Raw genomic sequence first — 25,905 nt, 5'->3', positions numbered from 1 at the left:
TGTGCAAGGGAGGCGGCATGCTGCGCTTTCGCGGAACATTCGTACTGGTATCGACGCTCACCGCCTTGTTCGTGGCATCGGCGGGGATCGCTCATCAGGCGATGGCGCAGGGCAAGGACGTCGTCGTCCTCGCTGCCGCCAGCCTCAAGAACGCGCTGGACGAGGCCTCGGCCGACTGGGCGAGGAAGACAGGCAAGACGACCAGAATCTCCTACGCGGCGAGTTCAGCGCTGGCCAGGCAGATCGAGGCGGGCATTCCCGCCGACATCTTCATCTCGGCCGACGTGCCGTGGATGGACCATGTCGCGGAACGCAAGCTGATCAAGCCGGCCAGCCGCTCGGACTATCTCGGCAACCAGATCGTCCTGATCGCCGGCAAGGATTCCAGGATCGATCTCAGGATCGGCAAGGGCTTCGACCTGCGCGGTGCATTGGGCAGCGACGGCCGGCTCGCGATGGGCAGCGTCGAGGCGGTGCCGGCGGGCAAGTACGGCAAGGCGGCGCTGGAGTATCTCGGCGTGTGGTCGTCGGTCGCCGACCGCGTCGCGCAGGCCGAAAACGTCCGGATGGCACTGACCCTGGTCTCGCGCGGAGAGGCGCCGCTCGGCATCGTCTACCGGACCGACGCGGCCTCCGACCCGGCGGTGCGCATCGTCGGCGCTTTCCCAGCCGATTCGCATCCGGCGATCATCTATCCGATGGCGCTGCTGTCGACCTCGGCCAATCCGGACGCGCAGGCCTTCGTCGACTATCTGAAGTCGCCGGCTGCGAAGCCCTTCTTCGAAAGGCAGGGCTTCGCCGTACTGAACTAGCCCACGATCGACGTGCCCTATATCCAGCAGGACATAGAGAGGATGAAGAACGCGATTGTCGAACGGCTTCGCGGGTTTCTAGTGCGGGCTGCCGTCCTGCGGTGTGAGCAGGCGGGCCAGCGATCGGATCTCCGATGAGGCGGCGTCATAGGCACGGCGCTCCATCTCGCGATAGAGCCGCACGATGTCGTTGCCCGTCTCGGTCACCGTTGTCCCGCCACCACCGCCGCCGCCTGTCTGCGCGGCGACCACGGGATCGCGGAACATCTGGTTCATCTCGTCGACCAGGAGCCATGCCTGCCGGTAGGACATCGCGAGGGCGCGGCCGGCCGCCGAGATGGATCCGGTCTCGTTGATCAGCTCCAGCAATCGCACTTTGCCCGGACCGATCGAACGTTCACTGCCGAAATCGATCCGGAGATGCAGGGAGGATTTCCCGGTCGGTCTGGCTGGCTTCTTGGCAGGTCCGCGTCCCATGGCCGGAGTATGATGCGGCGCCGTACCCGACGCCAGATCGCTATCTCAGCGCGGCGATGAGGCCCTTGGCCACGTCCGCAGCCTGCAGCCGGATGTCCGGGATCGCCACGATCTCGGTGTACCGCCCCCGCGTCGGCGGTCCGAGGACGTAGAGGCGGTCGGACGGCGTGCCATCGCGTCCGATCAGCGCCTCGTCGACCGCCACGTCGAGGCCCTGATTGAGCGAATCGGGGCGCAGCTTACCGTCCTTCACCAACTGCGCATGCAGCGGCACGTGCACGTCGACCTCGTTGCGCGGTCCGCGGCAGTCCACCACGCGATCGAAGCTGCGCGTTTCGCGGACGTCCGAGCCGCGCCGCACGATGGTGACCTCGACCTTGTCGTCCGTCGCCTGTCCGATCTCGATACGGCCGGAGACGATCGAAAGCTGTCCGCGCGCCTTGGCGGCATCGATCTGCTCGCCGATCTGCGGCGCGACGCGATGGCGATGGATGTCCCACCAGGGTCTCAGATGGCGCAGGAAGCGTTTGCGCTGGTCGAGGTTCAGCCCGTGCCACAGCTCGTTGTTGTGCGGCCGCAGAAGTTGCATCAGCCCCGGCCAGCCGAGCCCATCGCGCAGCTTGGCCCGGAAACGGTGCGTGCGTTGCGAGAGGCTGCCTTCGAAGAGATCGCTGGTGTCGACCTTGGGCGAGGGCAGCGGCGCGGGCGGATGACGGTGGGGCACCAGTCCGCGGCGGGAGAGGGCGACGATCGGGCCCGCGTGGCCTTGCTCCAGCAGCGAGAGCAGCACGTCGATCATCGTCAGGCTGGTGCCGATCAGCAGGATCGACCCCTCGGGCGCGAGGCCGGCGATGGCCTCGTCGCGCCAGGGATTGCCGTGATAGGCGCCGGAGTCCTTCGACGGCGGGCGATGGCCGGTCGCCAGCACGGCCTTGCGGGCGCGCAGCGGAGGCTGGCCTTCGATGTCGAGTTCAACGCCGATCTGCCGGTCGTGGATGGCCGTGACGTCGCCCGTGACGACCCGGAGGCGCCCGTCGGAGCGCTGGATCGATTCGGCGAGCAGATCCTGAAGGTAGCTGCCATAGATCGCGCGGGGAACGAAATCGGCGCGGCCGTAGCCGCGCCCGTCGCGCGCCAGCCAGTCCACGAAGTGCTCGGGCTCGTCGGCCAAGGCCGTCATGTCGCTGGCGCGAACGTTGAGGAGATGATGCAGGCAGTGGGTCGAATAGGCGACCCCGAGGCCCGGATGGTTGCCGCGCTCGACGAGAGCGACGCGGAGCCGGCTCTTGCGCACGAGCTGGGCGGCCAGCAGCACGCCGCTGGCGCCGCCGCCGACGATCGCGATGTCGACCGGCGAGGAAGACGACTCCGAATGCTGCATTGCCGAAGTATGGCAGAGGCGTTGCGGCGAACGCCAGCAATCGAGGTGCGACGCCTCGGCGCTGGGCGATCTGGATCGGCAGCGCCCGACACCGTTACGATGCCTGGCGCGTCGGTGGTGACGGACGCCCGGGAGAGACTCATGCAGAATACGAAGTTTGGCCGCACCGGCCTACGCGTCTCGAAGCTCTGCCTCGGCACGATGACGTTCGGCCTGCAATGCGATGCGGGGCAGAGCAATGCCATTCTCGACGCCGCGGCGGCGGGCGGCATCAATTTCCTCGACACCGCCAATGTGTACCCGCTGGGCGGCCGGCGCGACACGGTGGGCCGCACCGAGCAGATCGTCGGCGACTGGCTGAAGGGCAAGCGTCATCAATACGTCATCGCCACCAAGTGCGCGGGGGCTATGGGGCGCAACCCCTGGGACCAGGGCACCTCGCGCAAGCACGTGCTGGAAGCGATCGAGGCGTCGCTGAAGCGGCTCGGCACCGACTATGTCGACCTCTACCAGCTTCATCGTTACGACCCGGACACGCCGCTCGACGAGACGATGGACGCACTCGACACGGTCGTGCGGCAGGGCAAGGCGCGCTATGTCGGCGTCTCCAACTGGCCGGCGCACAAGGTGGCACGCGGGATCGGTCGCGCCGAGGTGAAGAACACCGCTCGCATCGATTCGGTACAGCCGCGGTACAATCTCCTTTTTCGCAGCTACGAGCGCGATCTGCTGCCGTTGTGCGAGGAGGAGGGGATTGCGGTGATTCCCTACAATCCGCTGGCCGGTGGTCTCCTTACCGGCAAGTATAACGGCGCGGTCCCGCCGCCGGACGGCTCGCGGTTCCAGTTCGGCACGGCCGGTGCACGCTACCAGGAGCGCTACTGGCACCAACGCGAATTCGAGACCATCGAGGCGATCCGCGGTGTCGCCGTCGAGGCGGGCATGAGCATGGCGGTGATGGCAATGCGCTGGACACTTTCGAACCAGGCGATCACCGCGCCGATCATCGGCGCGTCGAAGCCCGAGCAGCTCGCCGACAGTTTCGCCGCGGCTGAGCAGGGACCGCTGCCGAACGACATCAAGACCAGGCTCGACCAACTCACGCACGAATGGCGCGCCGTTGATGTCGAGCGCTGAAAGGCGAGGGGATCCGAAAGAGTAAGGCCGGCCAGATCGTGTATCGAGCCGGCCGCTCCGTCGATCGACAAGAATCGAACAGGGCTCTATTCCGGCTCGATGCCGGCGACCTTCATCATCTCGCGATAGAGTTCGATCTCGGCGACCATGATGCGCCGCATCTCCTCGGGCGTGCAGGGCGCGATTTCCGAGCCGCCCTGGGCCTGGCGCTCGACATAGGCGGGATCGGTAATGGCCCTGAGCATGGCCTCGCGCAGCTTCGCCATGACGGGTTGCGGCACGCCACGCGGCATCAGGATGCCGGTCCAGGTCATCAACCCGAAATCGGGGATGCCCTGCTCGATCAGCGTCGGGATGTCGGGCGTGAGAGGATAGCGGCCGCGACTGCCGACGCCGAGGCAGCGCACCGTGCCGGCCTTGACCTGCGGCAGGCTTGTGACCGGATCGGCGAAGCACATCTGCACGTGGCCGGCCATCGTGTCCTGAAGGGCGGCGGGCGTGCTCTTGTAGGGCACGTGCAGCATGTCGATGCCGGCTTTGGCTTTGAGCAACTCGCCCGAGATACGCGTCGAGGCGCTGCCCGAGCCGAAGTTGATCTTGCCCGGCTGGCGCTTGCAAAGGGCGACGAACTCGCCGGCTGTCTTCGCCTCGATCTTCGGGTTCACGATCATGAACACCGGCGCACGGCCTATGATGGTGACGGGATCGAAGTCCTTCAGAGGGTCGTAGGGCAGGGACTTCATCAGCGCGACGTTCGAGGCCGCAGCGGTGTTGGAGCAGACGAAGATGGTCTGTCCATCGGGCTTGGCCTTGGCTGCGACGTCGGCGGCAATCGCGCCGTTGGCCCCCGGCTTGTTCTCGACGACGGCCGGGACACCGAAGGCCTTGTTCAGGCCTTCGGCGACGTTGCGGGCGCTCTGGTCGGTGGCCGAGCCCGGACCGAACGGCACGATGATGCGGAACGGGCCATTCGGAAACGCATCCGCCTTCGCCGCGCTGGCGAAGGGCAGCGCAGCAGCGCCGACGATCAGGGAACGGCGGCGCATGCTGGGTTCCTGCCTACCGGCGCCACCAGCCGCGCTTGGGCTTCTCCGGCGGCGCCTCGATCACGGGCACCGGTGGCGGGGCCGGGGCAGCGGCGGGCGCGGGCTCCGGTTCCGGCATCACGATCGGCTGCGGCGCTGATGCGACTACCGGCGGGGCCGGGGGAGGCGGTGGCGGAGCAGCTTCGACGTTGGCTGGCGCGCCCGTATCGAAGGGCACGCGTTCCGGCGGCGTGAGCTCGACAGGCATGGCCTCCAGCGGAGTCGGCGGCGAAGCCGGCGCCTCGAAGCTGCCGTTCACTTCCGTCGTATCATGGCCGTTCTCGGCAGGCTCCTCGCCGTAGGACCCGGACTGAGCGTCGGCATTGCCTTCGCCCTGCATCGGCTCGCCTTCGCCGTTCTCGCGGCGCCGGCGGCGGCCCCCGCGGCGACCGCGTCGACGGCGGCGGTCGCCGTTCGCATCGCCACGATCTTCTCCGTTGCGCTCTCCGTCCGGACGATCACCGTCGGCGCCGTCATCGTCGGCCCGGGCGGTATCGCGCTCTCCATCCGGCGCATCGCCTTCGGCGTCGTCTTCGGCCGCGCCGTTGGAGCGCCCTTCCTCGCCCTCGCGAGCCTCGCCGTTGACCTGGGGCCCCTCGGCGCCCTCGCCATCCTCGCGGCGGCCACCCCGACGGCGGCGCCGGCGACGGCGACGGCCGCGGCCCTCGCCGCCTTCATCGTCCGAACCGCGCTCTTCGCCGCGCTCGTCGCCCTCGCGGGCCTCGACGATCTCGCCCTCGTCTGACGAGACCTCGTCGCTGGAAGCCTCATCGTAGCTGGCGCGCGCCAGTTCCGGCGCGGGGCGGCTGTCGTTGCGATGGTCGTCGCGGCGCGACCGCACGCGCTCGATCTCGCAATCGGCGGCGTGCAGTTCCTCGTCGGCCTCGACGATCACCGTGAAGCCGTAGCGCTGCTCGATTTCCGAGAGCGAATGGCGTTTCTGGTTGAGCAGGTAGAGTGCCACGTTCGGCGGGACGCTGACGGCGATCTCGCTGGCGCGGCGCCGTACGCCTTCCTCCTCGATGGCACGCAGCGCGTGCAGCGACGCCGATTCGAGCGAGCGGATCCGGCCGGTGCCGGCGCAATGCGGGCAGACCTCGGTCGAGTGTTCGAGCAGGCTGGGACGCAGCCGCTGGCGCGACATCTCGAGCAGGCCGAAGGCGGAGATGCGGCCGATCTGGATGCGCGCACGATCGGTGCGCATCGAGTCCTTCACCTTGTGCTCGACCTGGCGCTGGTGACGCGTCTCCTCCATGTCGATGAAGTCGATCACGATCAGGCCGGCGAGGTCGCGCAGGCGGACCTGGCGGGCGATTTCCTCGGCCGCTTCGAGGTTGGTGCGCAACGCCGTCTCCTCGATGTTCCGCTCCTTGGTGGAACGGCCGGAGTTGACGTCGATGGCGACCAGCGCTTCGGTCGGATTGATGACGATGTATCCGCCGGAGCGCAGCTGCACCGTCGGCGAATGCATGGCGTCGAACTGGCTCTCCACCTGGTAGCGGTGGAAGAGGGGGATCGGCTCCTTGTACAGCTCGACCTTGTTGGCCTGGTGTGGCACCAGCTGGCGCATGAACTCGGCGGCGCCCTGGAAGCCCGCCTCGCCCTCGACGAGAACCTGCGCGATGTCGGTGTCGTAGATGTCGCGCAGCGAGCGCTTGATGAGATCGCCTTCCTCGTAGATCAGCGCCGGCGCCGTCGAGCGCATGGTGATCTCGCGGATCGAATCCCACAGTCGCGACAGGTATTCGTAGTCGCGCTTGATGTCGATGTTGGAACGCTCGAGGCCCGCTGTGCGCAGGATCACGCCCATGCCCTGCGGCACGTCGAGATCGCTCAGGATCTCCTTCATGCGCTTGCGATCGGCGGGGTTGGAGATCTTGCGTGAGATGCCGCCGCCGCGACCGGCGTTGGGCATCAGCACGCAATAGCGGCCGGCCAGCGAGAGGTAGGTGGTCAGCGCCGCGCCCTTGTTGCCACGCTCTTCCTTGACGACCTGCACCAGCAGGATCTGCCGGCGCTTGATGACTTCCTGGATCTTGTACTGGCGGATCGGGTTGCGGCGACGACGCTCGCGCGTCTCACGCTCCTCGACGACCTCGTCGCCGCCCAGCGTCTCGACCGTGACGTCGGGCTGCGGCGCGTCGGCCGGATCGGTCGAAACCTCGCCGTTCGTCTCGGCGGGCTGCTCGGTGCCTTCGGTGGCCGCGACGGCATCGCCTTCGCCGGCGGGAGCCGTCTCCACCGTCTCTACAGGCGCAGCTTCTGCCGTGGCGGTTTCGGCCACGCTGTCGCCAGGGGGCGGTTCGACGTGAACCGGTCCGTCGAGGCGCTCGACGGGGATTTCAGCAGGCTGGGCCTGCGGTTCCGGCTCGCGGGCGGTCGTCTCGACTGCCGAGGATTCCGTGCCGACCGTTTCGGCGGGAACCGCCTCAGGAGCGGCGGCCTCGAAACCCGGCGCCTCGGGGCCGGGTTCGCCTGCGACGACATCTGTCGAACTGGCATCGGCCGCAGCGTCGGGGATTGTGCCGGCTTCGGCCACGACAGCCTCGCGGGCCTCCTCGATATCGGTACGATCGACGCGATCGCGCCGGCGAGGCTCGTCCTCTTCGGCCTCGGCGTGCAGGCGATGCTGCTCGGCGATCAGCCGTTCGCGGTCCGCGACAGGGATCTGATAGTAGTCCGGATGGATTTCCGAGAAGGCCAGGAAGCCGTGCCGGTTGCCGCCGTACTCGACGAACGCCGCCTGGAGCGACGGTTCGATGCGGATGACCTTCGCGAGATAGATATTGCCCTTGAGGGGCTTGCGGCTCGCGGTTTCGAAGTCGAATTCTTCAAGTCTCGTTCCATCGACCACAACGACCCGGGTTTCTTCCGGGTGACTTGCATCGATGAGCATACGCCTTGCCATGGGCTCGCTCCGAGGCGTCCGATCCCAACCAGCGCGAGCGACCGGCGGCCATGTCGCCTCCGTCGTGCGAGGGGAGCGGTGCGTCATCGACCCGCCGAACGGCCAACTCTGGCCAAGACGGGGAAGCTTCGCGCCGCCGGACCACGACTGGGTCCTGCCAACCTCGAGTTTCCTGATAGCCACCGCCTGCCTGACAGTCTCTCCGCAGACCCGCCGCGCCCCCATTTCTGCAAGGGCGCGAGCCCGGTCTGGCTCGGAAACTGCCGTCGGAGCGCGACCCGAAGGCGCGCTACGAACGACGGCGACTGCTCGCGGAACGCAACATACGGGGTTGGCAACTGACGGACAATCAAAAGATTGTGTCGTCTGAAATTGATCTTTTAAGACATTGAAATTATTTGGAATTACCGGCGTTTTTCTGATACTACTTTAACAATATTCAATCAATTTTCTCCCTCTTTCATCCTTGGCGTTCGCCATGTCCGATTTCCGCCGTCGCCATCTGCTCGCCGTTCTGGCCGGCGTGAGCGTGCTTGGGATGACGACGGGCGGCGCTCTGGCCGCGCCGTCCAAGCGTCAGAAATCCGTCAAGAAGCCAACGCCGACCGTGCCGATGGACAAGCCCAAGCTGGTGTTCCTCGACCCCGGCCACGGCGGCCGAGATCCAGGGGCTCTGGGCGGCCGCGGAACCCAGGAAAAGACCGTTGTACTCGCGATTGCCCGCGAACTGCAGCGGGAGCTGCTGGCCGGGAACCGGTATCGGGTGCTGCTGTCGCGGAACACCGACAACTACGTCGCGTTACGCGAACGTGTGGCTCGTGCCCAGGCCGCCAAGGCCGACCTCTTCCTGTCCCTGCATGCGGATGCGCACAGCGACCACGACGTGCGCGGCGCCTCCGTCTACACCCTGTCGGAGGAGGCGACGGATCGCGAGGCGGCTGCCTTGGCCGCGCGGGAAAACCGGGCCGGCATGGTCGGACTGGGGATGAAGTTTTCGGAGCAACCGGACAACGTGGCCCAGACTCTCGTTGCCATGAGCCAGCGCGGGACGGTGAACGATTCACGCCGGCTGGCCGACACGGTGGTCGCCACCTTCGCGCGCAACGGCGTGCGGCTGCTGCCGCGCACCCACAGGCAGGCTGGGTTCGCCGTTCTGACGTCTCCGGACATTCCGGCGGCGCTGGTCGAGCTTGGCTATCTTTCGAATTCGCAGGACGAGAAACTGTTGACCGTCCGCCAGCACCAATTGGCCCTTGCCCGGGCGCTCAGGGCGTCGGTGGACGCCTATTTCGGCGCCACAAGAAAGGCATAAGTCCGGGCCATTCTGCGACATTGAAGGCCCTGTGGGTGCCGCGTAGAAAGTGACCGTGCTAAACTTCATCAAGATCAGCCTGGCGTTCGCCACCGCCGCCCTCATTGTCGGTACCGGCACCGTCGCAGGCCTTTTCTGGCATTTCAGCCACGGGCTGCCGGACCACAAGCAACTGGCCGACTACCAACCGGCGACGCTGACCCGCCTTTACGCCTCGGACGGCAAGTTGCTCGCGGAGTATGCCCGCGAAAAGCGCGTGTTCGTGCCGGTCGCCGCCATGCCCAAGCGGGTGCTCGAAGCCTTCGTCGCGGCCGAGGACCAGCGCTTCTTCACCCATCCGGGCATCGACTTCATCGGCGTGGTCCGCGCCATGGTCGCCAACGTGGCCAACCCGGGCAAGCGGCCCGAGGGCGCGTCCGGCCTGACGCAGCAGGTCGCCAAGAACTTCCTGCTCACCAACCAGGCCACGCTGTCGCGCAAGATCCGCGAGGCCATCCTCGCGTTCCGGATCGAGGAGACCTACTCCAAGGAACGCATTCTCGAGCTCTACCTGAACGAGATCTACCTCGGCTCGGGCAACTACGGCGTGGCGCAGGCCGCGCTGAACTACTTCGACCGCTCGCTCGACGAACTCTCGCTGTCGGAGATCGCCTATCTCGCGGCGCTGCCGAAGGCACCGAACCGCTACAACATCGTGCGCAACGAGAAGGAGGCCTACGCCCGGCGCGACTACGTGCTTCATCGCATGATGGAGGATGGCTACATCACGGCCGCCGAGGCGCAGGCCGCCAAGGCCGAAAAGCTCCAGTACCGCCGCCGCAGTGCCACCGAAGTGGCGCAGGCCGACTTCTTCGCCGAGGAAGTGCGCCGCAACCTGATGGCCGCCTATGGCGAGAAGGGCCTCTACGAAGGCGGCCTGACCGTCAGCACGACGCTCGATCCGGCCATCCAGAACGTCGCCGACAACGCGCTGCGCGATGGGCTGATCGCCTACGACCGCCGCCACGGCTGGCGCGGTCCATACGCCAAGATCCCCGACATGACGGTCTGGGAGGAGGAATTTGCCCGCATTGCCCAGCGACGACCGCTGGCGGGACCGGCCGGGTGGCAACTCGCCGTCGTGAACAAGGTCGACGCCCAGTCGGTCCAGATCGTCGGCCTGCCGGACGGGGAGGGAACGGTCCCTTTTGCGGAGATGTCATGGGCGCGCCCAACGCTGCAGAATCAGACGGTGGGCGCCGCGCCACGCGGTCCCCGCGACGTGGTGTCGGTGGGCGACGTTATCGTCGTGGAGAAGGTCGAGAAGCCCGCGGGTGCCGGCGCCAAGCCCTATCCGCCGAAGACCTATGCCTTGCGCCAGGTGCCCAACGTCGAGGGCGGTGTTGTGGTGATGGACACCCAGACGGGCCGCGTGCTCGCGATGTCCGGCGGATGGTCCTACGGCCGCAGCCAGTTCAATCGTGCCGTCCAGGCCGCGCGACAGCCTGGCTCGGCCTTCAAGCCTTTCGTCTACCTGGCGGCGATGGACGCCGGCTTTACGCCGGGCTCGATCGTGCTCGATGCCCCGTTCGTCTACGATCCCGGCCACGGCCAGCCGCTTTGGACGCCGAAGAACTACGGCGGCGACATGTTGGGACCGACCACGGTACGGCGTGGCCTCGAACTGTCGCGCAACCTGATGACGGTGCGCATGGCCCAGCAGATCGGCATGAAGCGCGTTGTCGACGTGGCCAAGGAATTCGGCGTCACGGACAGTATGGGCGCCTACCTGCCGATGGCGCTGGGTGCCGGCGAAACGACGCTGCTGCGCATGACGATGGCCTACGCGATGCTGGCCAACGGCGCGCTGGAGATCACGCCGTCGCTGGTCGACCGCGTCCAGGACCGTAATGGGAAGACAGTCTATCGCCACGAGCCGCGCGCCTGTCGCGGCTGCGGCGAGGCGGTGGGTAATGCCCGGCCGGCGGCGCCCGAACTCATCGATTCGCGCAAGCCGTTCCACGATCCCGCGTCCGTCTATCAGGTCGTCAGCATGATGCAGGGCGTCACGACGCGGGGCACCGCCGGACGCCTGGGCGCGCTCGGCCGTCCGATCGCGGGCAAGACGGGCACAACGAACGATGCCCACGACAACTGGTTCCTCGGATCGACGCCCGACATCACAATCGGCGTCTATATCGGATTCGACGAACCGCGCACGCTGGGTTCGCAGGAGACCGGCGGCAGCAACTCGGTGCCGATCTACGAGGCGATCGCCAAGGAGATCTTCAAGGGCAAGCCGCCGACACCGTTCCGCGTGCCGCCGGGCCTGCGCATGGTCCGCTTCAGCTACGAGGGCGGCACGATCGACGAGGTCTTCAAGCCCGGCACCGAGCCCGGTTCGGAAGGCTATATGGTCACACCGCTTGACGGATCGGCCCCATATTCCGCTATAGACCCCACGCAGGGCCCGCAGCAGGCGGGCAGCCCCCGGCGTCCGGGTCTCTCGGGCACTGGCGAGACGTACTAGTCAGCTGAAACGGATCCGTCATGCGCGCCGAAGCCCAAGCAATGGTCAACGAGATCGAGGAGTCGCTCGCACTCCTCAGGAGGCGTCTTTGACTACGACCGCGCGGTCGTCCGTCTCGATGAACTGAACGCGCGCGCCGAGGATTCGGCGCTGTGGAACGATCCCAAGGAAGCCGAGAAGGTGATGCGCGAGCGCACCCGGCTCGAAGCATCGATCGGCGCGATCAGGCGTCTGCGGGCGGCGGTCGACGACAATGTCGGCCTGATCGAGATGGCCGAGGCCGAGAAGGACGAGGCCACCATCGCCGAGTGCGAGAAGTCGCTGCGCGAGGCCACCGCCGAAGCCAAGGCGGCGCGGCTCGAGACGCTGCTTTCGGGCGAGGCCGACGCCAACAACGCCTATATCGAGATCAACGCCGGCGCCGGCGGCACCGAGGCCCAGGACTGGGCGGAGATGCTGGCGCGCATGTACACGCGCTGGGCCGAGCGCCGCGGCTACAAGGTGAGCTGGCTCGAGGAGAGCGCCGGCGAAGAAGCCGGGATCAAATCCTGCGCCTACAAGGTCGAGGGCCCGAACGCCTATGGCTGGCTGAAAACCGAGAGCGGCGTGCACCGGCTGGTCCGCATCTCGCCGTTCGACGGCAACGCACGCCGACAGACTTCGTTCGCGTCGGTCTGGGTCTATCCAGAGGTCGACGACAACATCGAGATCGAGCTGGTCGACAAGGATCTCCGGGTCGATACCTATCGCGCGTCGGGCGCGGGCGGGCAGCACGTCAACAAGACCGATTCCGCCGTGCGCATCACCCACCTGCCGACCGGCATCGCCGTCGCCGTGCAGCAGGAGCGTTCGCAGCATCAGAATCGCGCCAAGGCGATCCAGATGCTGAAGGCGCGCCTCTACGAGGTCGAGTTGCAGAAGCGCGAGGCCGAGCGCCTCGAGGCCGAGGCCAACAAGACCGATATCGGCTGGGGCCACCAGATCCGCTCCTACGTGCTGCAGCCCTACCAGATGGTGAAGGACCTGCGCACCAACGTGGAGCGCTCCGACCCGCAGAAGGTGCTGGACGGCGATCTCGACGAGTTCATGGCCGCCTCGCTCGCCGCCCGTGTGGGCGAGGGCAATGACAAGGAAGCCGCTTAGGGAGTGGGCTGCCATGTGGTTCGTGTTCGAAGCCGAGTATGAGATCGAGGATCGTCGCGCCAACTGGAACAAGCCGGTGCGCGAGACGATGGCCTGGCACGGCCCCTTCGAGACCGAGAAGGAGGCAGACGAGGTCGCGCTGGCCCGCATGTGGGCCAAGATCGACCTCTATGCCCACAAGGCGCGTACCGTCGACATGACGGTGAAGGACTGAATCTCGTTGGAGCGCGCCACTCCAGTGGCGCTCGAGTTTTGCCGGTAAGCAACGGATGAGCGCCACTGGAGTGGCGCGCTCCATTGCTGCTTTCTTCGCCTGAGCTGGCCCCTCGATTGCATCTCCGCCGGGGGCAATGGCGGAGGGGCGCGACGTGGCGGTACGGCAATTCCATCTGGGCTGGTTCCTCGGCAACAGTTTCGGCGTACACGGCTGGAACCAGCCCTGGTCCGGTGTGGATGCGAGGGACTGGGCGCAGCCCGACCTGCATGTAGACCTCGCAAAGGCACTGGAGCGCGCCTGCTTCGACTGCCTGCTGCTCGAGGATTCGCTCTTCGTCCCCGACAACTACGGGGGCTCGATGGACTTCTATCTCCGGCGCGCCCTGCGTGCGCCGAAGAACGATCCGCTGCCGCTGGTCCCGTTGATCGCCCAGGCCACCAAGCATCTCGGGATCGTACCGACCATCTCCACGAGCTTCTATCCGCCCTATCTCCTCGCACGCCTGATCGCGACGCTGGACCTGATGTCGAAGGGACGCGTCGGTTGTAACTTCGTCACGTCGACCGCCGAGCACGCGGCACAGAATTTCGGTCTCGATGCCCATCTCGAGCACGACCTGCGCTACGAGATGGCCGACGAATTCGTGGACCTCGTGACGAAGCTCTGGTCGTCCTGGGATGCCGATGCCGTCGTTGCCGACCGCGAGACCGGGATGTTCGTCGATCCCGCGAAGGTCCGGCCCATCGACTTCAAGGGACGGTTCTTCTCGTCCCGCGGTCCGCTCAACACCGCGCAGCCCCCGCAGGGACGGCCGGTGCTGGTGCAGGCCGGCGGTTCGCCGCAGGGCAAGGCCTTCGCCGCCCGGCACATGGATATCGTTATCGCGGCTCTGGGCACGGTCGCGGAGATGAAGGCGTTTCGTGACGATATGCGCAGCCGCGTTGCTGCGGCAGGAAGGGACCCCGACAGCTGCAAGGTCCTGTTCGTCGTGTCGCCGACGCTGGGGGAGACCAACGACGAGGCGGAGGATCGCGCCGCACGTCGGCAGGCCCAGCGCGAGGCCTCGCCGGAGATAGCCCTGGCGATGATGGGCAGCCTGACGGACATCGACTTCTCGACCTTCGATCTCGATGCGCCGCTGGCCAACCTCACGACCAACGGCCAGCAGGGAACCCTGAAGCGCTTCATGGCGCAGGGGCGCACGCTGCGCGAGGTCGCGGCGAACTACCGCTTCGGATTCGAGGATGCCGTCGTCGGAACTGTCGAGCGTGTCGCGGACGTGATGGCGGAGACGATGGAACAGGTAGGCGGCGACGGCTTCATGTTCAACGGGCCGCTCAGCCGTCGCTACGTCGCCGACGTCACCGACGGGCTGGTGCCGGGGCTGCAGAAGCGTGGCCTGGTTCGCACTGCGTACGTGCACGCGCATTTTCGCGACAATCTGTTTGCATTCTGATTCCAGACGGCCACTCTCGATCGAGGAATTACCGGAGCCCCGTCATCGCCAGCCCCCTCTACGTCGCGCTCGGCGCCATGACGATCCAGCAGACCTTCGCCACGCTGGGACGCTCGACCGTTCCGCTGATCGCCGCCGCCATCGTGGTCGATCTCGGCATCGAGGCCGCGCTGGTGGGCGTCTATCTGGCGATTGGCTCGGTCGCGGCGTTTCTCACGACCATCGGCTGCGGCGGCTTCATCCTGCGCTACGGCGCGGTGCGCATGACGCAGGTCGGCATGCTGGCGCTGGGCCTGGGGCTCGCCATCACCACGGCCGGTTGGCTACCGCTGTTCGCGGCGGGCGCCTTCATCGGTGGGTTGGGGCAGGCGGTCTCGACACCCTCGAGCTCGCATCTGCTCGGCCGGCTCGCTCCCCGTAACCTCGCGCCGCTGGTTTTCTCGATCAAGCAATGCGGCGTGCCGGTCGGCCTGATGCTCGCGGGCGTCGTTGCGCCGGCGCTGGTCGTCGAAGCGGGGTGGCGCGTGGCGCTGCTGGTCATCGCCCTGTCGTGCGTGCTCATCGTGCTGGCCTTGCAGCCGCTGCGCGCGGGCTTCGATGTCGACCGCAATCCCGCCCAGCCGTTGTCGCCTGCGGATATCCGCGCGAACGTTGTGGGCGTGCTGAAGGATCCGGCGCTGCGGATAATGTGCGTGGCGATGTTCAGCTTCGTGGGCCTCCAGTCGCTCTTCACCGGCTTCTTCGTGCTCTACCTCGTCCGCGGCCTTGGCTACGACCTCGAGCGGGCGGGGCAGGTCTTTGCCATCGCCATCGTCGTGGCGGTGCCGGCGCGCATCGGCTGGGGCCTGCTCGCCTCGCGCTTCGTGGCGCCGGCGACGCTGCTGGCCTTCCTGGGGATCGGGATGGCCGCCGCGGCGGTTCTCACGGCCTCTATCTCTCCCGACTGGCCGACTTGGGCGGCGGCCGCGATCGCCACGGCGTTGAGCGTGACCGGGGTGAGCTGGCACGGCGTGCTGCTGGCTGAGGTGGCGCGCCTTTCGCCGGTCGGCCGCATCGGCGCCACCACGGGCGCGGTGCTGGCATTCGGCGATGCCGGCGCCCTCGTGCTGCCGCTGCTCTTCAGCGCGGCGCTGTCTCTCACGGGTGGTTACGCCACCGGCTTCCTGATCGGCGCGGCCCTGGCGCTCGGCGTCGGCCTGTTCGGCCTGTGGCGGCAGGTCAACCGGCGGCGTTAGGCGCAACGACGGAGAACTGGCTGGCGAACCAGTTGGCGTACCAGCGCATCGCCCAAGGGATCGGGATGATCAGGACGAACATCAGGAGCAAAAGGCATACGCGGCCGAGGATCGCCAGTCCGGTCGCGTTGAAGGTAAAGCCGACGGTGCCGCTGGTGTTGCGGCACATCCACTGCATCATCGCCCTGAGGACCCAGGCCCAGCCGATGACGGTGAGCACGGAGACGACCAGCAGGATGTTCCATCCGAGAAAGGCCAGCGTCTCGCCGTCGAACGAGAGCCTGATGCTTCCGTCCTCGGTGCGGACACTGGCGCAGAACCACCGCAGGACTGGAAAGGAGAGGAGAATGGTCGCCAGTGTCACCGCGCCGCTCACGCCGGCATGGTGGACATTGTGCAGCCACCCCAGAGCGGCGAGCCCGATCAGGATGTACCAGATATCCGCGGGCTGGCCGGCGAAGCGGAGGCGCCTCCCATCGGGCAGCGAGACGTGCTCGCAGAGGAACCGGTAGAAGCCGGTGACGGTCCACGGCGCCGGGATGATCAGCATCTGGCCGATGACGTAGAGCAGCGCACGCCCGAACAGGCCCCAGACGGGAAAGTCGGGACGGAGGGGGCCGATGGACGAACGGCTCGGCACGCGTCCTTCGGATTGGAAAGTCATGCCGTTTCCTCCCATATCGCTTGCCTCGCCTGGCATCCCCGCGAGTGCTGCGGGCGTTGTGCCCACATGCCGTCGACCGTGATCCGCTCCTACCGTTACGATCATGGGCGGCGCGCGCTCGAGATCGTCTTCCAGTCGCGGCGACGCTACACCTATCTCGGTGTACCGGAGCAGACCTATGATGCGATGAAGGCAGCCTTTTCGAAAGGCGAGTTCTTCAATCGACACATCCGCGACCGGTTCACGTTCGAACCCAACGGCGAAGAAGCCTCGGCTGGCCTTTCCCGGCACATGGTGTAGCCTTCCCGGCAAAACAAGCGCCTGGGAGGGCAAACGGCCATGGGCATGCGCAGGAAAACTCCGGCGAAGGTCGGACGGCGTGTATTTCTCGGCGGCACGGCGGCGGGATTCATTGCGGCGCCGTCGATCGTGTCGGCGCAGAACGACTGGCCCAACAAGCAAATCCGCGTCGTCATTCCCTACCCGCCGGGCGGGCCGTCCGACGTCACGACCCGCATCGTCCTGGAGCGCGCGGGATCGATCCTGGGACAGAGCATCCTGTTCGACAACAAGGCCGGCGCCAGCGGCGCGATCGGCGCGGAGCACGTCGTCAAGAGCGCGCCGGCCGATGGCTACACCTTCCTGACTACGACCACTGCGATGGTCTGCATCACCGAGCACCTGCAGCCGCTGCCCTACGACACCTCGAAGGACCTCGTGCCCGTGGCGCGCACGGCGACCTCGTGGATGGGCATGGGCATCAACCAGCAGGTTCCGGCCAACAATCTCCAGGAGTTCATCGCCTACGCCAAGGCGAATCCCGGCAAGATCAACTTCGGCTCGGCGGGCCTCGCCACCATCACCCAGCTTTACGGCGAGATCTTCAATATCGAAGCCGGCGTGAAGATGGTGCATGTGCCCTACAAGGGCAGTGCGCCGGCCACCAACGACCTGCTGGCGGGCCAGATCCAGGTGCAGTTCGATCCGACCACCTTGCCGCATATCGCCGCCGGGCGGCTGAAGTGCTTCGCCGTGTTGGGCGAGAAACGTTGGCCGGGCAAGCCGGACGTGCCGACCCTGAAGGAGCAGGGTCTGGGTAAGATCGGCGGTGATGCCTGGTACGGCATCCTCGCCGCCAAGGGCACGCCGCAAGCCGCGATTGACAGGATGTCGGCGGCGATCGGCGAGGCCGTAAAGGATTTCGCACTGAACGAGAGATTGGTGGCCAGCGGCAACTATTCGAGCTTCCAGGACACGAAGACGTTCCAGGCGACGATCGAGCGCGAGCGCGTGTCGTTCGGCGAGATCATCCGGAAGGCGGACATCAAGGTCTGAGGCAACACCGTCTGACAGGCATGCATCCGGCGCCTATACTGCTGCCGGTTGAGGAGGGCAGGTCATGACCAAGCCGAAAGCCGGCAAGTACGACCGCAGCGCCGAGGACCTCGGCAACGTCGTGGCGCTGGAGCACGTCAATCTCGGGATCGCCGACCAAGGGCTGGGGACGGTCTTCTATATGAGCGGGCTCGGCCTCACGCGCGATCCCTACATGATGACCAGTATCGACAATATGTGGGTCAATGTCGGGCGGAGCCAGTTCCACCTGCCGACGATGGCCAAGGCTCAGCGTCTGCGCGGACGGGTCGGGCTTGTGATCCCTGACCGCGAGGCCCTGCTGCAGCGGCTCGGCCGTGTGACGGGCATGCTGGGCGACACGCGCTTTGCCTTCGTGGAGCACGAGGACCATGTCGAGACGACCTGTCCCTGGGGCAATCGTATTCTCTGTCACGCTCCGTCTTCGCGCTTCGAGGGCATGGCGCTGGGCATGGCCTATGTCGAATTCGACGTGCCCGCAGGTACTGCCCAAGGGATCGCCGACTTCTATCGCGAGGTCTTCGCGACCGGTGCGCGGGTCGAGGGAGATGCGGCGCATGTGGCTGTCGGCATCGGGCAGGAGTTGATCTTCCGCGAGAGCGACGCCGCGGCCGAGGCCTATGACGGGCACCACATCCAGCTCTATGTCGCGAACTTCTCCGGGCCGCATGCGCGGCTGCTCGAACGCGGCCTGCTGACCGAAGAAAGCAACCAGCACCAGTATCGTTTCCAGCAGATCACCGAGCCGGCCACCTGCCGGACGCTGTTCGAAATCGAGCACGAGATTCGCAGCCTGCGCCATCCGATGTATGCGCGGCCGCTGGTCAACCGCAATCCGCTGCAGACCAATCGTGCCTACGTTCCCGGGCGGGACGGCTGGGTACCCGAACCGACCCGGGCGGAGATGGACGATCCCCGGGTCGAGATGCGCCGCGAGCGTTTCGAGGAAGCGACGCGGCGGGCGGCCGGCTGATGCTGGGACTGGTCCTGCGGATCGTGGGCTTCGGCCTGCTCGGCCTCGTCGTGACGCCGATCGCGGTCGGGATCACGGGGCTCGTCCTGGCCTACAGCCTGGATTCCCGTTGCGGTACGCCGGGCGATTCCGGCGGCTGCGAGATGGGTATCGCCTCCATTGCCATCGCCTCGTCACTGCCGGGGCTGGCGATGGGCATCGCTTTCGCGCTGTACCTTCATTTCAGGAAGAAGCGCGCCGCGTCCGCCTCCACACCCAACGTGCGAACGTGACGACAAGCGATCCGTCGGCTTTCGACAGGCTCAGAACGCGCATCCAGGCGCTGCGTGCCAAGACCATCGACAATGGCTGCACCGAGGGCGAGGCGCTCGCCGCGGCCGCAAAGGTGGCGGAACTGCTCGACCGGTACGAACTGTCGCTCACGGACATCGAGATCCGCGAGACGCAGTGCGAGGAGCGGGTCTACGAGACCCATCTCAAGAAGCGGATCCCGATCGACGAATGCATCGGCGCCATTGCCGCCTTCTGCGATTGCCGAGTCTGGCGCCAGAAGAATCCGGCCGGGGAGGCGCGCTACGTTTTCTTCGGCCTGCCTGCCGACGTTGAGGTGGCGCACTACCTGACGGAGCTGATCGATGGCGCCGTCCGGGCCGAACTCGGCCGCTACAAGGTCTCTATGGAATACAGGCGCTTCCGTCACCAGGAGCGGCACCTCGCCAATGCGTCCTTCGCGCTCGGCATGTGTGCCTCCATCGCCGACCGGCTGGTGGCAATGAAGGCGGAGCGGGACGGGGTGATCCGGAGCACTGGCCGCGGGCTCGTGGTGCTCAAGGCCGCCGTCGTCGATACCGAACTCGCGAGGCTCGGAGTGAAATTGCGGACCGTGGAAGCGGGGCCGGGGCGCTTCATCTCGCCCGACGCCTACGATGCCGGCGGTGTCGCGGGGGAAGCTGTGTCCCTCAATCCGGCGATCCGCCGCCGGTAGCTCCACTTAAGCCGTTGCTGCGGTGCGGACCATGTCGGCGCACTTTTCGCCGATCATGATGGCGGGTGCATTTGTGTTGCCCGCCACGATCGACGGCATGATCGAGGCGTCGGCGACGCGCAGGCCGGCGATGCCATGGACCCGGAGTTGCGGGTCGACCACGGCATCGACCTCGCGGCCCATGCGACAGGTGCCGACCGGGTGCAGGTTCGAGACGCCGCGGGCACGGATGTCGGCCTTGAGGTCCGCGTCGCTGGTGACGCTCGCGCCGGGCAGGATCTCCTCGACGATGAAGGGCTTCAGCGCCGGCTGGCGGGCGATCTCGCGGCAGATCCGCATGCCGTGCAGCAGGGCGTCGAAGTCCGAGGCATTCTTCAGGAAGTTGAACCTGATCTCCGGCGCGGCCATGGGATCGGCAGACTTGAGGCGAACCGTGCCGCGACCGGACGGCGTCAGGTGCACGGGGCTGAGCCCAAACGCCGAGAAGGGCTGCGGGACAATGCCATCCTTGTTCCGGTCCTTGATCGCCCAGGCGAACATGTTGATCTGCAGGTCGGGCCGCTCCAGCCGCTTGTCGCTGCGCACCAGCGCGCCGACGAACAGGCCCATGCTGGCGAGGGGGCCGGTGCGGCCGAATGCGTACTGCGCCGCCGCCATCAGCCGGCGTGGCAGGCTGAGCGTCAGGTCGTTCATGGTGACGGGCTGGCTGCAGCGATAGGCGATATAGGTGTTGAAATGGTCGTGCAGGTGGCTGCCGACGCCCGGCATGTCGCGCACGACCTCGATGCCGTGCTGTTTCAGGTGATCGGCCGGACCAAGGCCGGACAGCATCAGCAATTGCGGCGAGCCGTACACGCCGCCCGAGACGATGACCTCGCGGCTCGCGCGGGCACGGACGAGCCCCTTGGGCGTGCGGTATTCGATTCCGGTGGCGCGGCCGTTCTCGATCAGGACTCTGGTCGCATGCGCGGACGTGACAACGGTCAGATTGCTGCGGCCCTTGGCGGCGCCGAGATAGGCGCGGGCCGAGGACCAGCGCCGCGCGCGGTTGATGGTGGTCTGGTAGAATCCGACGCCGTCCTGCGTGGCGCCGTTGAAATCTGGATTGGCGGGGATGCCGGCCTGTACGGCGGCATCGTGCATCGCGCGGGCGAGGGTCGGCTGCCAGCGATGGTCCTGGACCTTGAGGGGCCCGCCGGTACCGTGGAATTCGTCGGCGCCGCGCTCTTGGTCCTCGGCGCGCTTGAAGTACGGCAGGACGGACGCATAGTCCCAGCCCTCGCAGCCGCGCTGGCGCCATTCGTCGTAGTCGGCGGCATTGCCGCGCATGTAGACCATGCCGTTGATCGAACTTGTGCCGCCCAGCACCTTGCCGCGCGGCTGGTACATGATGCGGTTGTTGAGTTCGGCCTCGGGCTCGCTGTCGAACATCCAGTTGACCTTCGGGTTGTTGAAGGTCTTGTGGTAGCCCAGTGGCACGTGGATCCACGGATAGGTGTCGCGCGGCCCGGCTTCGAGCAGGAGGACCGAAAAGCGGCCATCCTCGCTGAGGCGTCCGGCGACGGCGCAACCGGCCGAGCCCGCGCCGGTGACGATGAAGTCGTACGAAGCCTCGCCCTGCACGCCGTTTCCCCCGTTCGTTTCGGGGAGCGTAGCGCGCCCCCGTCAGCCGAGATAGGCCCTTACCAGCCGCTCGTCCGTGAGGAAGGACTGCCATTCGCCCGGACCGATCTCGTGCACGATACTGCCGACCGACATGACGTAGGCGCGGTCGGTGATCTCCGAGGCGATGCCGACGTTCTGCTCGATGAGCAGCAGGCCCATGCCGCGCTCGCGCAGCGCCTTGATGACCAGCAGGATGTCCTTCACGACCTTGGGCGCGAGGCCTGTCGAGGGCTCGTCCATGATCAGCAGGTCGGGCTGCAGCAGCAGCGCGCGTGCGATCGCAACCATCTGCTGCTGGCCGCCGCTCAGCAGCTCGACCGGGGACGCCATGCGCTCCTTCACGACGGGAAAGAGCGCCGTCACCTCGTCCCAGGAGAACCGCATGTCGGCACCGCGCGCCTTGCGGCCGACGGTCTCGGCGAGGATCAGGTTCTCCCGCACCGATAGCTCGCCGAACAGGCGGCGGTTCTCGAGCACGACGGCCAGACCATGCTGGGCGAGATCGTGCGCTGGCGTCGCGGTGATGTCGCTGCCGTTCTTGACGATGCGTCCGCCACGGGCACGCAGCAGGCCGCAGACGGTGCGGACGAGCGTGGTCTTGCCCGCGCCGTTGGCGCCGACCAGGGCCACGGCCTCGCCGTCGCCGACCTTTAGAGAGACGTCCCGCAGGACGGTGAGGGCGCCGTAGCCGGCGGAAAGGGAGGTCACTTCCAGCACGGCTCAGACCCCGAGATAGACTTCGCGGACCCGCGGGTCGCGCTGGATGGCGGCCATGTCGCCGCTGGCGATGATCTCGCCGAAATAGAGTGTGTGGACGGTACGGGCCACGGTCATCAGGCCCATGTCGTGCGACACCAGCAGGATGGTGATGCCTTCCTCGTTCAGCCGCACGATCCACTCACGCAGACCGTCGATCTCCTGGACGTTGAGGCCGGAGGAGGGCTCGTCGAGCAGCAGCAGGCGCGGCTCGCCGATGACGGCGCGGGCGATCTCGAGGATGCGGCGCTGGCCGGCGGTGAGGCTTGCCGCGGGCAGTTCGCGCAAGGCGGTGAGTCCGAAGCGCTCGCAGGCCGCTTCCGCGCGGGCGCGGATCTCGCGCATCTGGCCACGCGCGGCGGGCGTGCGCAGCAGGTCCTGCAGCATGGTGGTGCGGGTCAGCTTAGTGCAGCCGACCATGACGTTCTCCAGCACGGTCATCTGCTCGAAGACCTGCGGGGTCTGGAAGGTGCGGACGAGTCCCTGCAGGCCGCGCTGCTGGATGGTTTCGCGGACCAGCGGCGCGCCGCGATAGGTGATCGTCCCGGCCAGCGGGCGAATGTACCCGGTCACGATGTTGAAGAGCGTGGTCTTGCCCGAGCCGTTGGGACCGATGAGACCGATGATGCCGCCCTCGGGCACGTCGAAGGTGACGGAGCGCAGCACGGAGAGGCCGCCGAACGAGTGGCCGACTTCCCGGAGGGCGAGGAGGGGCTCAGCCATGGCTGCCTCCCTTGCGGGCGAACCGGGTGCGCAACTTGGCGAACGCGCCGACCAACCCCTCGGGCATCAGGACGACGACCGCGACCAGCGCGAGGCCGAACAGGATCTGGTGGATGTCTCCCAGCTTGCTCAGCAGTTCGGGCAGGAAGGTGACGAACAGGGCGCCGACGACGATGCCGGGGATCGACGTCGCGCCGCCGATCACCGGGATCAGCAGGAAGCTGATCGAACGGTCGACGGTGAAGCTCTGCGTGCTGACGAACGAGGCGTGGTGCGCGAACAGGCTGCCCGCGAGACTGCCGAACAGGGCGCAGACGACAAAGACCTTGGTGCGCAGCGCCTGAAGATCGATCGAGAGGGCCGCGGCCGCGGTGCTGGAATCGCGCATGGCGCGCAGCATCAGGCCGGTCCGGCTGTCGATCAGATTGTGTGCCACCGCCATGCAGGCGAAGGCCACGATCCAGACGAAGAAGTAGTAGCGCGAGGGTCGGTCGAGCAGGAAGCCGAACAGGTCGAGCTTGGGAATGCCGCCGATCCCCAGCGTGCCGCCGGTCAGCCAGTCCCATTCGAAGAACAGCGCGCTGGCGATGGCGCTGAGGGCCAGCGTTCCCAGCGCGAGGAAGTAGCCGGTGAGACGCAGGATCGGCCGGCCGATCACATAGGCCAGCGCCATGCTGATCGCCGCGCCGGCGAGGAAGCCCACGATGCTGGGCAGGCCCATCATCACCGTGCAGTAGGCGCTGGCATAGGCGCCGAGTCCGTAGAAGGTGGCCTGCGCCAGGTTGACGATGCCGCAATGGCCGAGCAGGAGGCCGATGCCGAGGCCGGCCACGGTGTAGATGCCGGTGAACACCAGCAGGTCGGCGATGTTGCGCGGCACGACGAAGGGCAAGACGGCCCAGACGATCAGGCAGGGGACCAGCCAGAGGAGGGTGCGCGGGTTCATGCGCTCAGCCTCCCCGCCGGCCGGCCCGGCCGAGGATGCCCTGCGGCATCAGGATCATGATGACGATGAGCACGGAGAAGGCGACGACGTCCTTGTAGCTCGAGGAGATGCCGATGATGGCGAGCGATTCGACGAGGCCCAGGGTGATGCCGCCGACGGCCGCGCCCAGCGGATTGGTGAGCCCGCCAAGCACGGCGGCGGCGAAGCCCTTGAGCGTCAGGTTGAGGCCGAGCTGGTAGTCGACGGCGATCAGCGGCGTCACGAGGATGCCGCCCAGCGCGCCCAGCAAGCCGCCCAGTACGAAGGTGAAGGTGCGCATGCGCGCGACATTGATACCGGTCGTGGCAGCGCCGTCCGCGTCGATCGAGGCCGCCATCATCGACAGGCCGATCGTGGTGCGGTGATAGAAGGCGCGCAGCGCCAGGGTGGCGCCGATGCCGATGGCGATCAGCCAAAGTGCATGAAACTGGATGACGGCGTCCATGACGATCAGAACGCCCTCGCCGCCGAGCGGAGGGAGCAGATGGCCGTCGCGGCCCACGAAATAGAGGATGCTGGCGGAAAGGGAGAGGGCGAGACCGATGGTCAGCAGCAGGAAGCTGTCCTCGCTCGCATTCTTTTTTGCCATGAAACGGACGAACGCGACTTCGATGAAGGCGCCGACCAGCGCACCCGCGATCGCGCCCCCGGCGATGGCTGCCGCATAGGGCCAGCCCGCCTTCGTCAGCAGCAGCACGGTCGTCATGGCGCCGATGACGGCGAACTCGCCCTGCATGGCGTTGATCACGCGGCTGCCCTTGAAGATGGCGGACAGGCCCATGCCGACGAGCGCGTAGACGATACCGTTCGTCACGCCGGCAAAGAGGGCCTGAAGGACCAGGCTCAGTGTCATGAGGGATTGTTTCCGCGCGAAAAGAGAGAGGGCGGCACGGGACTCCCGAGGAGACCCGCGCCGCCGTCGATCGCTACTGGGCGACGCGGAACGGCGTACGCGTGTACTTGCCGCCGACCAGCTTGGAGAACACGAAGCTGGTGATCGGAATGCCCGTCATGTCGTCGGCGGAAAAGTCGTAGTTGGCCAGAACGCCGGCGTAGGGGGCCTTCATCGCCTCGCACAGCTTCTCGCCGGTGGCGTCGGCACCGGCCTTGTTCAGGGCCGCGGCGATGATGTGGGCCGCGTCCCAGGCCGCCGCCTCGTAGTTCTTCGGCGTCGAGTTGTAGGCCTGCTTGTAGAGTTCGACGAAGGCCTTCTGATGCGGCAGCGGGTCCTCACCGACCACGAATTCGGGAATCACGATGTTGTCCGCGGCCGGTCCCATGGCGTTGACGTACTCGTAGGACGAGGAACCGATCGCGGCGATTACCGGTTGGGTGATCTGGATCTGCTTGACGTTGCGGAACGGCGTGGCGGAGGTGGCGATGATGAATACCGCCTCCGGCTGGGCCGCCTTGACCTTGGCCGCCTGCGTCGTGGTGTCGGTCGCGCCGATCTCGAACTTCTCGACGGCGACCAGCTTGACGCCGTACTTGTCGGCAAGCGGCTTGAGTTCGGCCATGACCACGTTGCCGTAGCCTGCATCGTGCAGCACGCCGATCTTGGTTGCCTTGATGCTCTTGGCGTATTCGAGCAGCGCGGTGGCGTTGAGACGCTGCGGTGGCAGAACGTGGGCGACGCACTTGCGGTCGCGCTCCACGGCCGGACCGATGCCGGTGAAGGCGATCTGCGGGATCTTGTTGGCGTGGGTGACGCCGCCCACGGCAACGGTGCTGGCGGTGAGGGAGGGGCCGAGCAGCGCCTGGACCTTCTGCCCGAAGATCAGGTCGTTGGCCTTGCTGAGCGCAGTGTCGGGATTGGAGGCGTCGTCCTCCACGATGATCTTGATCGGCCGACCCTTGATGCCGCCCTTGGCGTTGATGTCCTTTTCGGCCAGCAGTAGGCCGTTGCGCTCGGGCACGCCGAGGCCGGCGCCCGCACCGGTGACGGAAACGATGGCGCCGATCTTGATCGCCTCGCCCGAGGTTTGCGCCTGGACGCCGAAGGCCGACAGGCCGACCAGCGCCGTGGCGCCCGCTAGTTTCGCGATGAACGATGACAGTGACATTCTTCTTTCCTCCCGCTCGTTGAACTTCTTGGTGGCCGTCTACTC

Annotated in this window: 24 protein-coding genes; 13 read left to right on the top strand and 11 right to left on the bottom strand. The window is 66.8% G+C overall.

All coding sequences use genetic code 11. The features are described from left to right. Positions 1-17 precede the first annotated feature (17 nt). Positions 18-812, top strand: a complete 795-nt coding sequence (gene modA, locus LJ725_RS03040) for a molybdate ABC transporter substrate-binding protein (protein WP_230549137.1) — start codon at positions 18-20, stop codon at positions 810-812. A 78-nt stretch (positions 813-890) separates the two neighbouring features. On the opposite strand, the gene LJ725_RS03035 is transcribed toward modA, so the two are convergent. Together LJ725_RS03035 and LJ725_RS03030 are read right to left on the bottom strand one after the other, a co-directional pair. Continuing rightward, positions 891-1,187, bottom strand: a complete 297-nt coding sequence (locus tag LJ725_RS03035) for a winged helix-turn-helix domain-containing protein (RefSeq protein WP_230549692.1) — start codon at positions 1,185-1,187, stop codon at positions 891-893. 142 nt (positions 1,188-1,329) lie between these two features. Continuing rightward, positions 1,330-2,670, bottom strand: coding sequence for an FAD/NAD(P)-binding protein (locus LJ725_RS03030; RefSeq protein WP_230549136.1), 1,341 nt, complete (start codon positions 2,668-2,670; stop codon positions 1,330-1,332). 141 nt (positions 2,671-2,811) lie between these two features. Here LJ725_RS03030 and LJ725_RS03025 point away from each other — a divergent pair, with 141 nt between their 5' ends. Beyond that, complete coding sequence (locus LJ725_RS03025; protein WP_230549135.1) at positions 2,812-3,807, top strand: aldo/keto reductase; 996 nt, start codon at positions 2,812-2,814, stop codon at positions 3,805-3,807. 86 nt (positions 3,808-3,893) lie between these two features. Here LJ725_RS03025 and LJ725_RS03020 read toward each other — a convergent pair whose 3' ends face one another. Further along, on the bottom strand, positions 3,894-4,853 hold the full coding sequence (locus LJ725_RS03020) for a Bug family tripartite tricarboxylate transporter substrate binding protein (protein ID WP_230549134.1): 960 nt from the start codon (positions 4,851-4,853) through the stop codon (positions 3,894-3,896). A gap of 13 nt (positions 4,854-4,866) precedes the next feature. Continuing rightward, positions 4,867-7,800 (bottom strand): Rne/Rng family ribonuclease, encoded by a 2,934-nt coding sequence (locus LJ725_RS03015; protein WP_230549133.1) that lies wholly within the window; start codon positions 7,798-7,800, stop codon positions 4,867-4,869. A gap of 478 nt (positions 7,801-8,278) precedes the next feature. Between LJ725_RS03015 and LJ725_RS03010 the strand changes: the two genes are divergently transcribed. The 6 genes from LJ725_RS03010 (at position 8,279) to LJ725_RS02985 (ending at position 15,672) form a co-directional block, all read left to right on the top strand. Next, on the top strand, positions 8,279-9,112 hold the full coding sequence (locus LJ725_RS03010) for an N-acetylmuramoyl-L-alanine amidase family protein (RefSeq protein WP_230549132.1): 834 nt from the start codon (positions 8,279-8,281) through the stop codon (positions 9,110-9,112). Positions 9,113-9,167: 55 nt separating this feature from the next. Beyond that, positions 9,168-11,621 (top strand): penicillin-binding protein 1A, encoded by a 2,454-nt coding sequence (locus LJ725_RS03005; RefSeq protein ID WP_230549131.1) that lies wholly within the window; start codon positions 9,168-9,170, stop codon positions 11,619-11,621. Positions 11,622-11,641: 20 nt separating this feature from the next. Then, a protein-coding gene (prfB, locus tag LJ725_RS03000; RefSeq protein WP_230549130.1) for a peptide chain release factor 2 occupies positions 11,642-12,764 on the top strand; the annotation gives its coding sequence in 2 pieces (ribosomal slippage) (positions 11,642-11,710 and positions 11,712-12,764; 1,122 coding nt in all). 13 nt (positions 12,765-12,777) lie between these two features. Next, positions 12,778-12,978, top strand: a complete 201-nt coding sequence (locus LJ725_RS02995; RefSeq protein WP_230549129.1) for a hypothetical protein — start codon at positions 12,778-12,780, stop codon at positions 12,976-12,978. Between the two features lie 154 nt (positions 12,979-13,132). Further along, positions 13,133-14,437, top strand: a complete 1,305-nt coding sequence (locus LJ725_RS02990; protein WP_230549128.1) for an NtaA/DmoA family FMN-dependent monooxygenase — start codon at positions 13,133-13,135, stop codon at positions 14,435-14,437. A gap of 77 nt (positions 14,438-14,514) precedes the next feature. Further along, a complete protein-coding gene (locus LJ725_RS02985) occupies positions 14,515-15,672 on the top strand; it encodes an MFS transporter (RefSeq protein WP_230549127.1) in 1,158 nt (385 codons plus the stop codon). Here the strand turns inward: LJ725_RS02985 and LJ725_RS02980 are convergent. Next, positions 15,656-16,336, bottom strand: coding sequence for a DUF898 domain-containing protein (locus LJ725_RS02980; protein ID WP_230549126.1), 681 nt, complete (start codon positions 16,334-16,336; stop codon positions 15,656-15,658). The genes LJ725_RS02985 and LJ725_RS02980 overlap by 17 nt on opposite strands. A gap of 66 nt (positions 16,337-16,402) precedes the next feature. Between LJ725_RS02980 and LJ725_RS02975 the strand changes: the two genes are divergently transcribed. The 5 genes from LJ725_RS02975 to LJ725_RS02955 all read left to right on the top strand — a co-directional run bounded on the left by LJ725_RS02975 (position 16,403) and on the right by LJ725_RS02955 (position 19,668). After that, positions 16,403-16,636, top strand: a complete 234-nt coding sequence (locus LJ725_RS02975) for a KTSC domain-containing protein (protein ID WP_230549125.1) — start codon at positions 16,403-16,405, stop codon at positions 16,634-16,636. 45 nt (positions 16,637-16,681) lie between these two features. Continuing rightward, a complete protein-coding gene (locus LJ725_RS02970; protein ID WP_230549124.1) occupies positions 16,682-17,671 on the top strand; it encodes a Bug family tripartite tricarboxylate transporter substrate binding protein in 990 nt (329 codons plus the stop codon). A 64-nt stretch (positions 17,672-17,735) separates the two neighbouring features. Next, entirely contained in the window at positions 17,736-18,683 is a 948-nt protein-coding gene (locus LJ725_RS02965; protein ID WP_230549123.1) for a hypothetical protein, read from the top strand. Beyond that, a complete protein-coding gene (locus LJ725_RS02960; RefSeq protein ID WP_230549122.1) occupies positions 18,683-18,955 on the top strand; it encodes a hypothetical protein in 273 nt (90 codons plus the stop codon). The genes LJ725_RS02965 and LJ725_RS02960 overlap by 1 nt, the downstream gene beginning before the upstream one ends. Further along, a complete protein-coding gene (locus LJ725_RS02955; RefSeq protein ID WP_230549121.1) occupies positions 18,952-19,668 on the top strand; it encodes a DUF7168 domain-containing protein in 717 nt (238 codons plus the stop codon). Before LJ725_RS02960 ends, LJ725_RS02955 begins: the two co-directional genes overlap by 4 nt. A gap of 6 nt (positions 19,669-19,674) precedes the next feature. Here LJ725_RS02955 and LJ725_RS02950 read toward each other — a convergent pair whose 3' ends face one another. The 6 genes from LJ725_RS02950 to LJ725_RS02925 form a co-directional block, all read right to left on the bottom strand. Continuing rightward, entirely contained in the window at positions 19,675-21,291 is a 1,617-nt protein-coding gene (locus LJ725_RS02950; protein WP_230549120.1) for a GMC family oxidoreductase, read from the bottom strand. Between the two features lie 42 nt (positions 21,292-21,333). Continuing rightward, entirely contained in the window at positions 21,334-22,041 is a 708-nt protein-coding gene (locus LJ725_RS02945; RefSeq protein ID WP_230549119.1) for an ABC transporter ATP-binding protein, read from the bottom strand. 12 nt (positions 22,042-22,053) lie between these two features. Further along, positions 22,054-22,812, bottom strand: a complete 759-nt coding sequence (locus LJ725_RS02940) for an ABC transporter ATP-binding protein (RefSeq protein WP_230549118.1) — start codon at positions 22,810-22,812, stop codon at positions 22,054-22,056. Continuing rightward, entirely contained in the window at positions 22,805-23,758 is a 954-nt protein-coding gene (locus tag LJ725_RS02935; RefSeq protein WP_230549117.1) for a branched-chain amino acid ABC transporter permease, read from the bottom strand. The genes LJ725_RS02940 and LJ725_RS02935 overlap by 8 nt, the downstream gene beginning before the upstream one ends. A gap of 4 nt (positions 23,759-23,762) precedes the next feature. Beyond that, positions 23,763-24,650 carry a branched-chain amino acid ABC transporter permease gene (locus LJ725_RS02930; protein WP_230549116.1) on the bottom strand — a complete coding sequence of 296 codons (888 nt, stop codon included), beginning with the start codon at positions 24,648-24,650 and terminating at the stop codon, positions 23,763-23,765. Positions 24,651-24,723: 73 nt separating this feature from the next. Next, positions 24,724-25,860 (bottom strand): ABC transporter substrate-binding protein, encoded by a 1,137-nt coding sequence (locus LJ725_RS02925; RefSeq protein WP_230549115.1) that lies wholly within the window; start codon positions 25,858-25,860, stop codon positions 24,724-24,726. Between the last annotated feature and the right edge of the window lie 45 nt (positions 25,861-25,905).

Origin of the sequence: Reyranella aquatilis, from assembly GCF_020880995.1 — a bacterium.
In the GTDB taxonomy this organism is placed as follows: Bacteria; Pseudomonadota; Alphaproteobacteria; order Reyranellales; family Reyranellaceae; genus Reyranella; species Reyranella aquatilis.
Note: the sequence above shows the minus strand (reverse complement) of the source record. Positions and strands in the feature narration are given on the sequence as shown.

Bases quoted from the DNA above. Each gene is read 5' to 3' on its own strand.
- LJ725_RS02975 (WP_230549125.1), top strand. From the start codon at position 16,403: ATGCCGTCGACCGTGATCCGCTCCTACCGTTACGATCATGGGCGGCGC.
- modA (WP_230549137.1), top strand. From the start codon at position 18: ATGCTGCGCTTTCGCGGAACATTCGTACTGGTATCGACGCTCACCGCC.
- LJ725_RS03010 (WP_230549132.1), top strand. From the start codon at position 8,279: ATGTCCGATTTCCGCCGTCGCCATCTGCTCGCCGTTCTGGCCGGCGTG.
- LJ725_RS02960 (WP_230549122.1), top strand. From the start codon at position 18,683: ATGCTGGGACTGGTCCTGCGGATCGTGGGCTTCGGCCTGCTCGGCCTC.
- LJ725_RS03030 (WP_230549136.1), bottom strand. From the start codon at position 2,670: ATGCAGCATTCGGAGTCGTCTTCCTCGCCGGTCGACATCGCGATCGTC.
- LJ725_RS02925 (WP_230549115.1), bottom strand. From the start codon at position 25,860: ATGTCACTGTCATCGTTCATCGCGAAACTAGCGGGCGCCACGGCGCTG.
- LJ725_RS02940 (WP_230549118.1), bottom strand. From the start codon at position 22,812: ATGGCTGAGCCCCTCCTCGCCCTCCGGGAAGTCGGCCACTCGTTCGGC.
- LJ725_RS02995 (WP_230549129.1), top strand. From the start codon at position 12,778: ATGTGGTTCGTGTTCGAAGCCGAGTATGAGATCGAGGATCGTCGCGCC.
- LJ725_RS03025 (WP_230549135.1), top strand. From the start codon at position 2,812: ATGCAGAATACGAAGTTTGGCCGCACCGGCCTACGCGTCTCGAAGCTC.
- LJ725_RS02965 (WP_230549123.1), top strand. From the start codon at position 17,736: ATGACCAAGCCGAAAGCCGGCAAGTACGACCGCAGCGCCGAGGACCTC.
- LJ725_RS02985 (WP_230549127.1), top strand. From the start codon at position 14,515: ATGACGATCCAGCAGACCTTCGCCACGCTGGGACGCTCGACCGTTCCG.
- LJ725_RS02930 (WP_230549116.1), bottom strand. From the start codon at position 24,650: ATGACACTGAGCCTGGTCCTTCAGGCCCTCTTTGCCGGCGTGACGAAC.
- LJ725_RS02935 (WP_230549117.1), bottom strand. From the start codon at position 23,758: ATGAACCCGCGCACCCTCCTCTGGCTGGTCCCCTGCCTGATCGTCTGG.
- LJ725_RS02970 (WP_230549124.1), top strand. From the start codon at position 16,682: ATGCGCAGGAAAACTCCGGCGAAGGTCGGACGGCGTGTATTTCTCGGC.
- LJ725_RS03015 (WP_230549133.1), bottom strand. From the start codon at position 7,800: ATGGCAAGGCGTATGCTCATCGATGCAAGTCACCCGGAAGAAACCCGG.
- LJ725_RS02980 (WP_230549126.1), bottom strand. From the start codon at position 16,336: ATGACTTTCCAATCCGAAGGACGCGTGCCGAGCCGTTCGTCCATCGGC.
- LJ725_RS03020 (WP_230549134.1), bottom strand. From the start codon at position 4,853: ATGCGCCGCCGTTCCCTGATCGTCGGCGCTGCTGCGCTGCCCTTCGCC.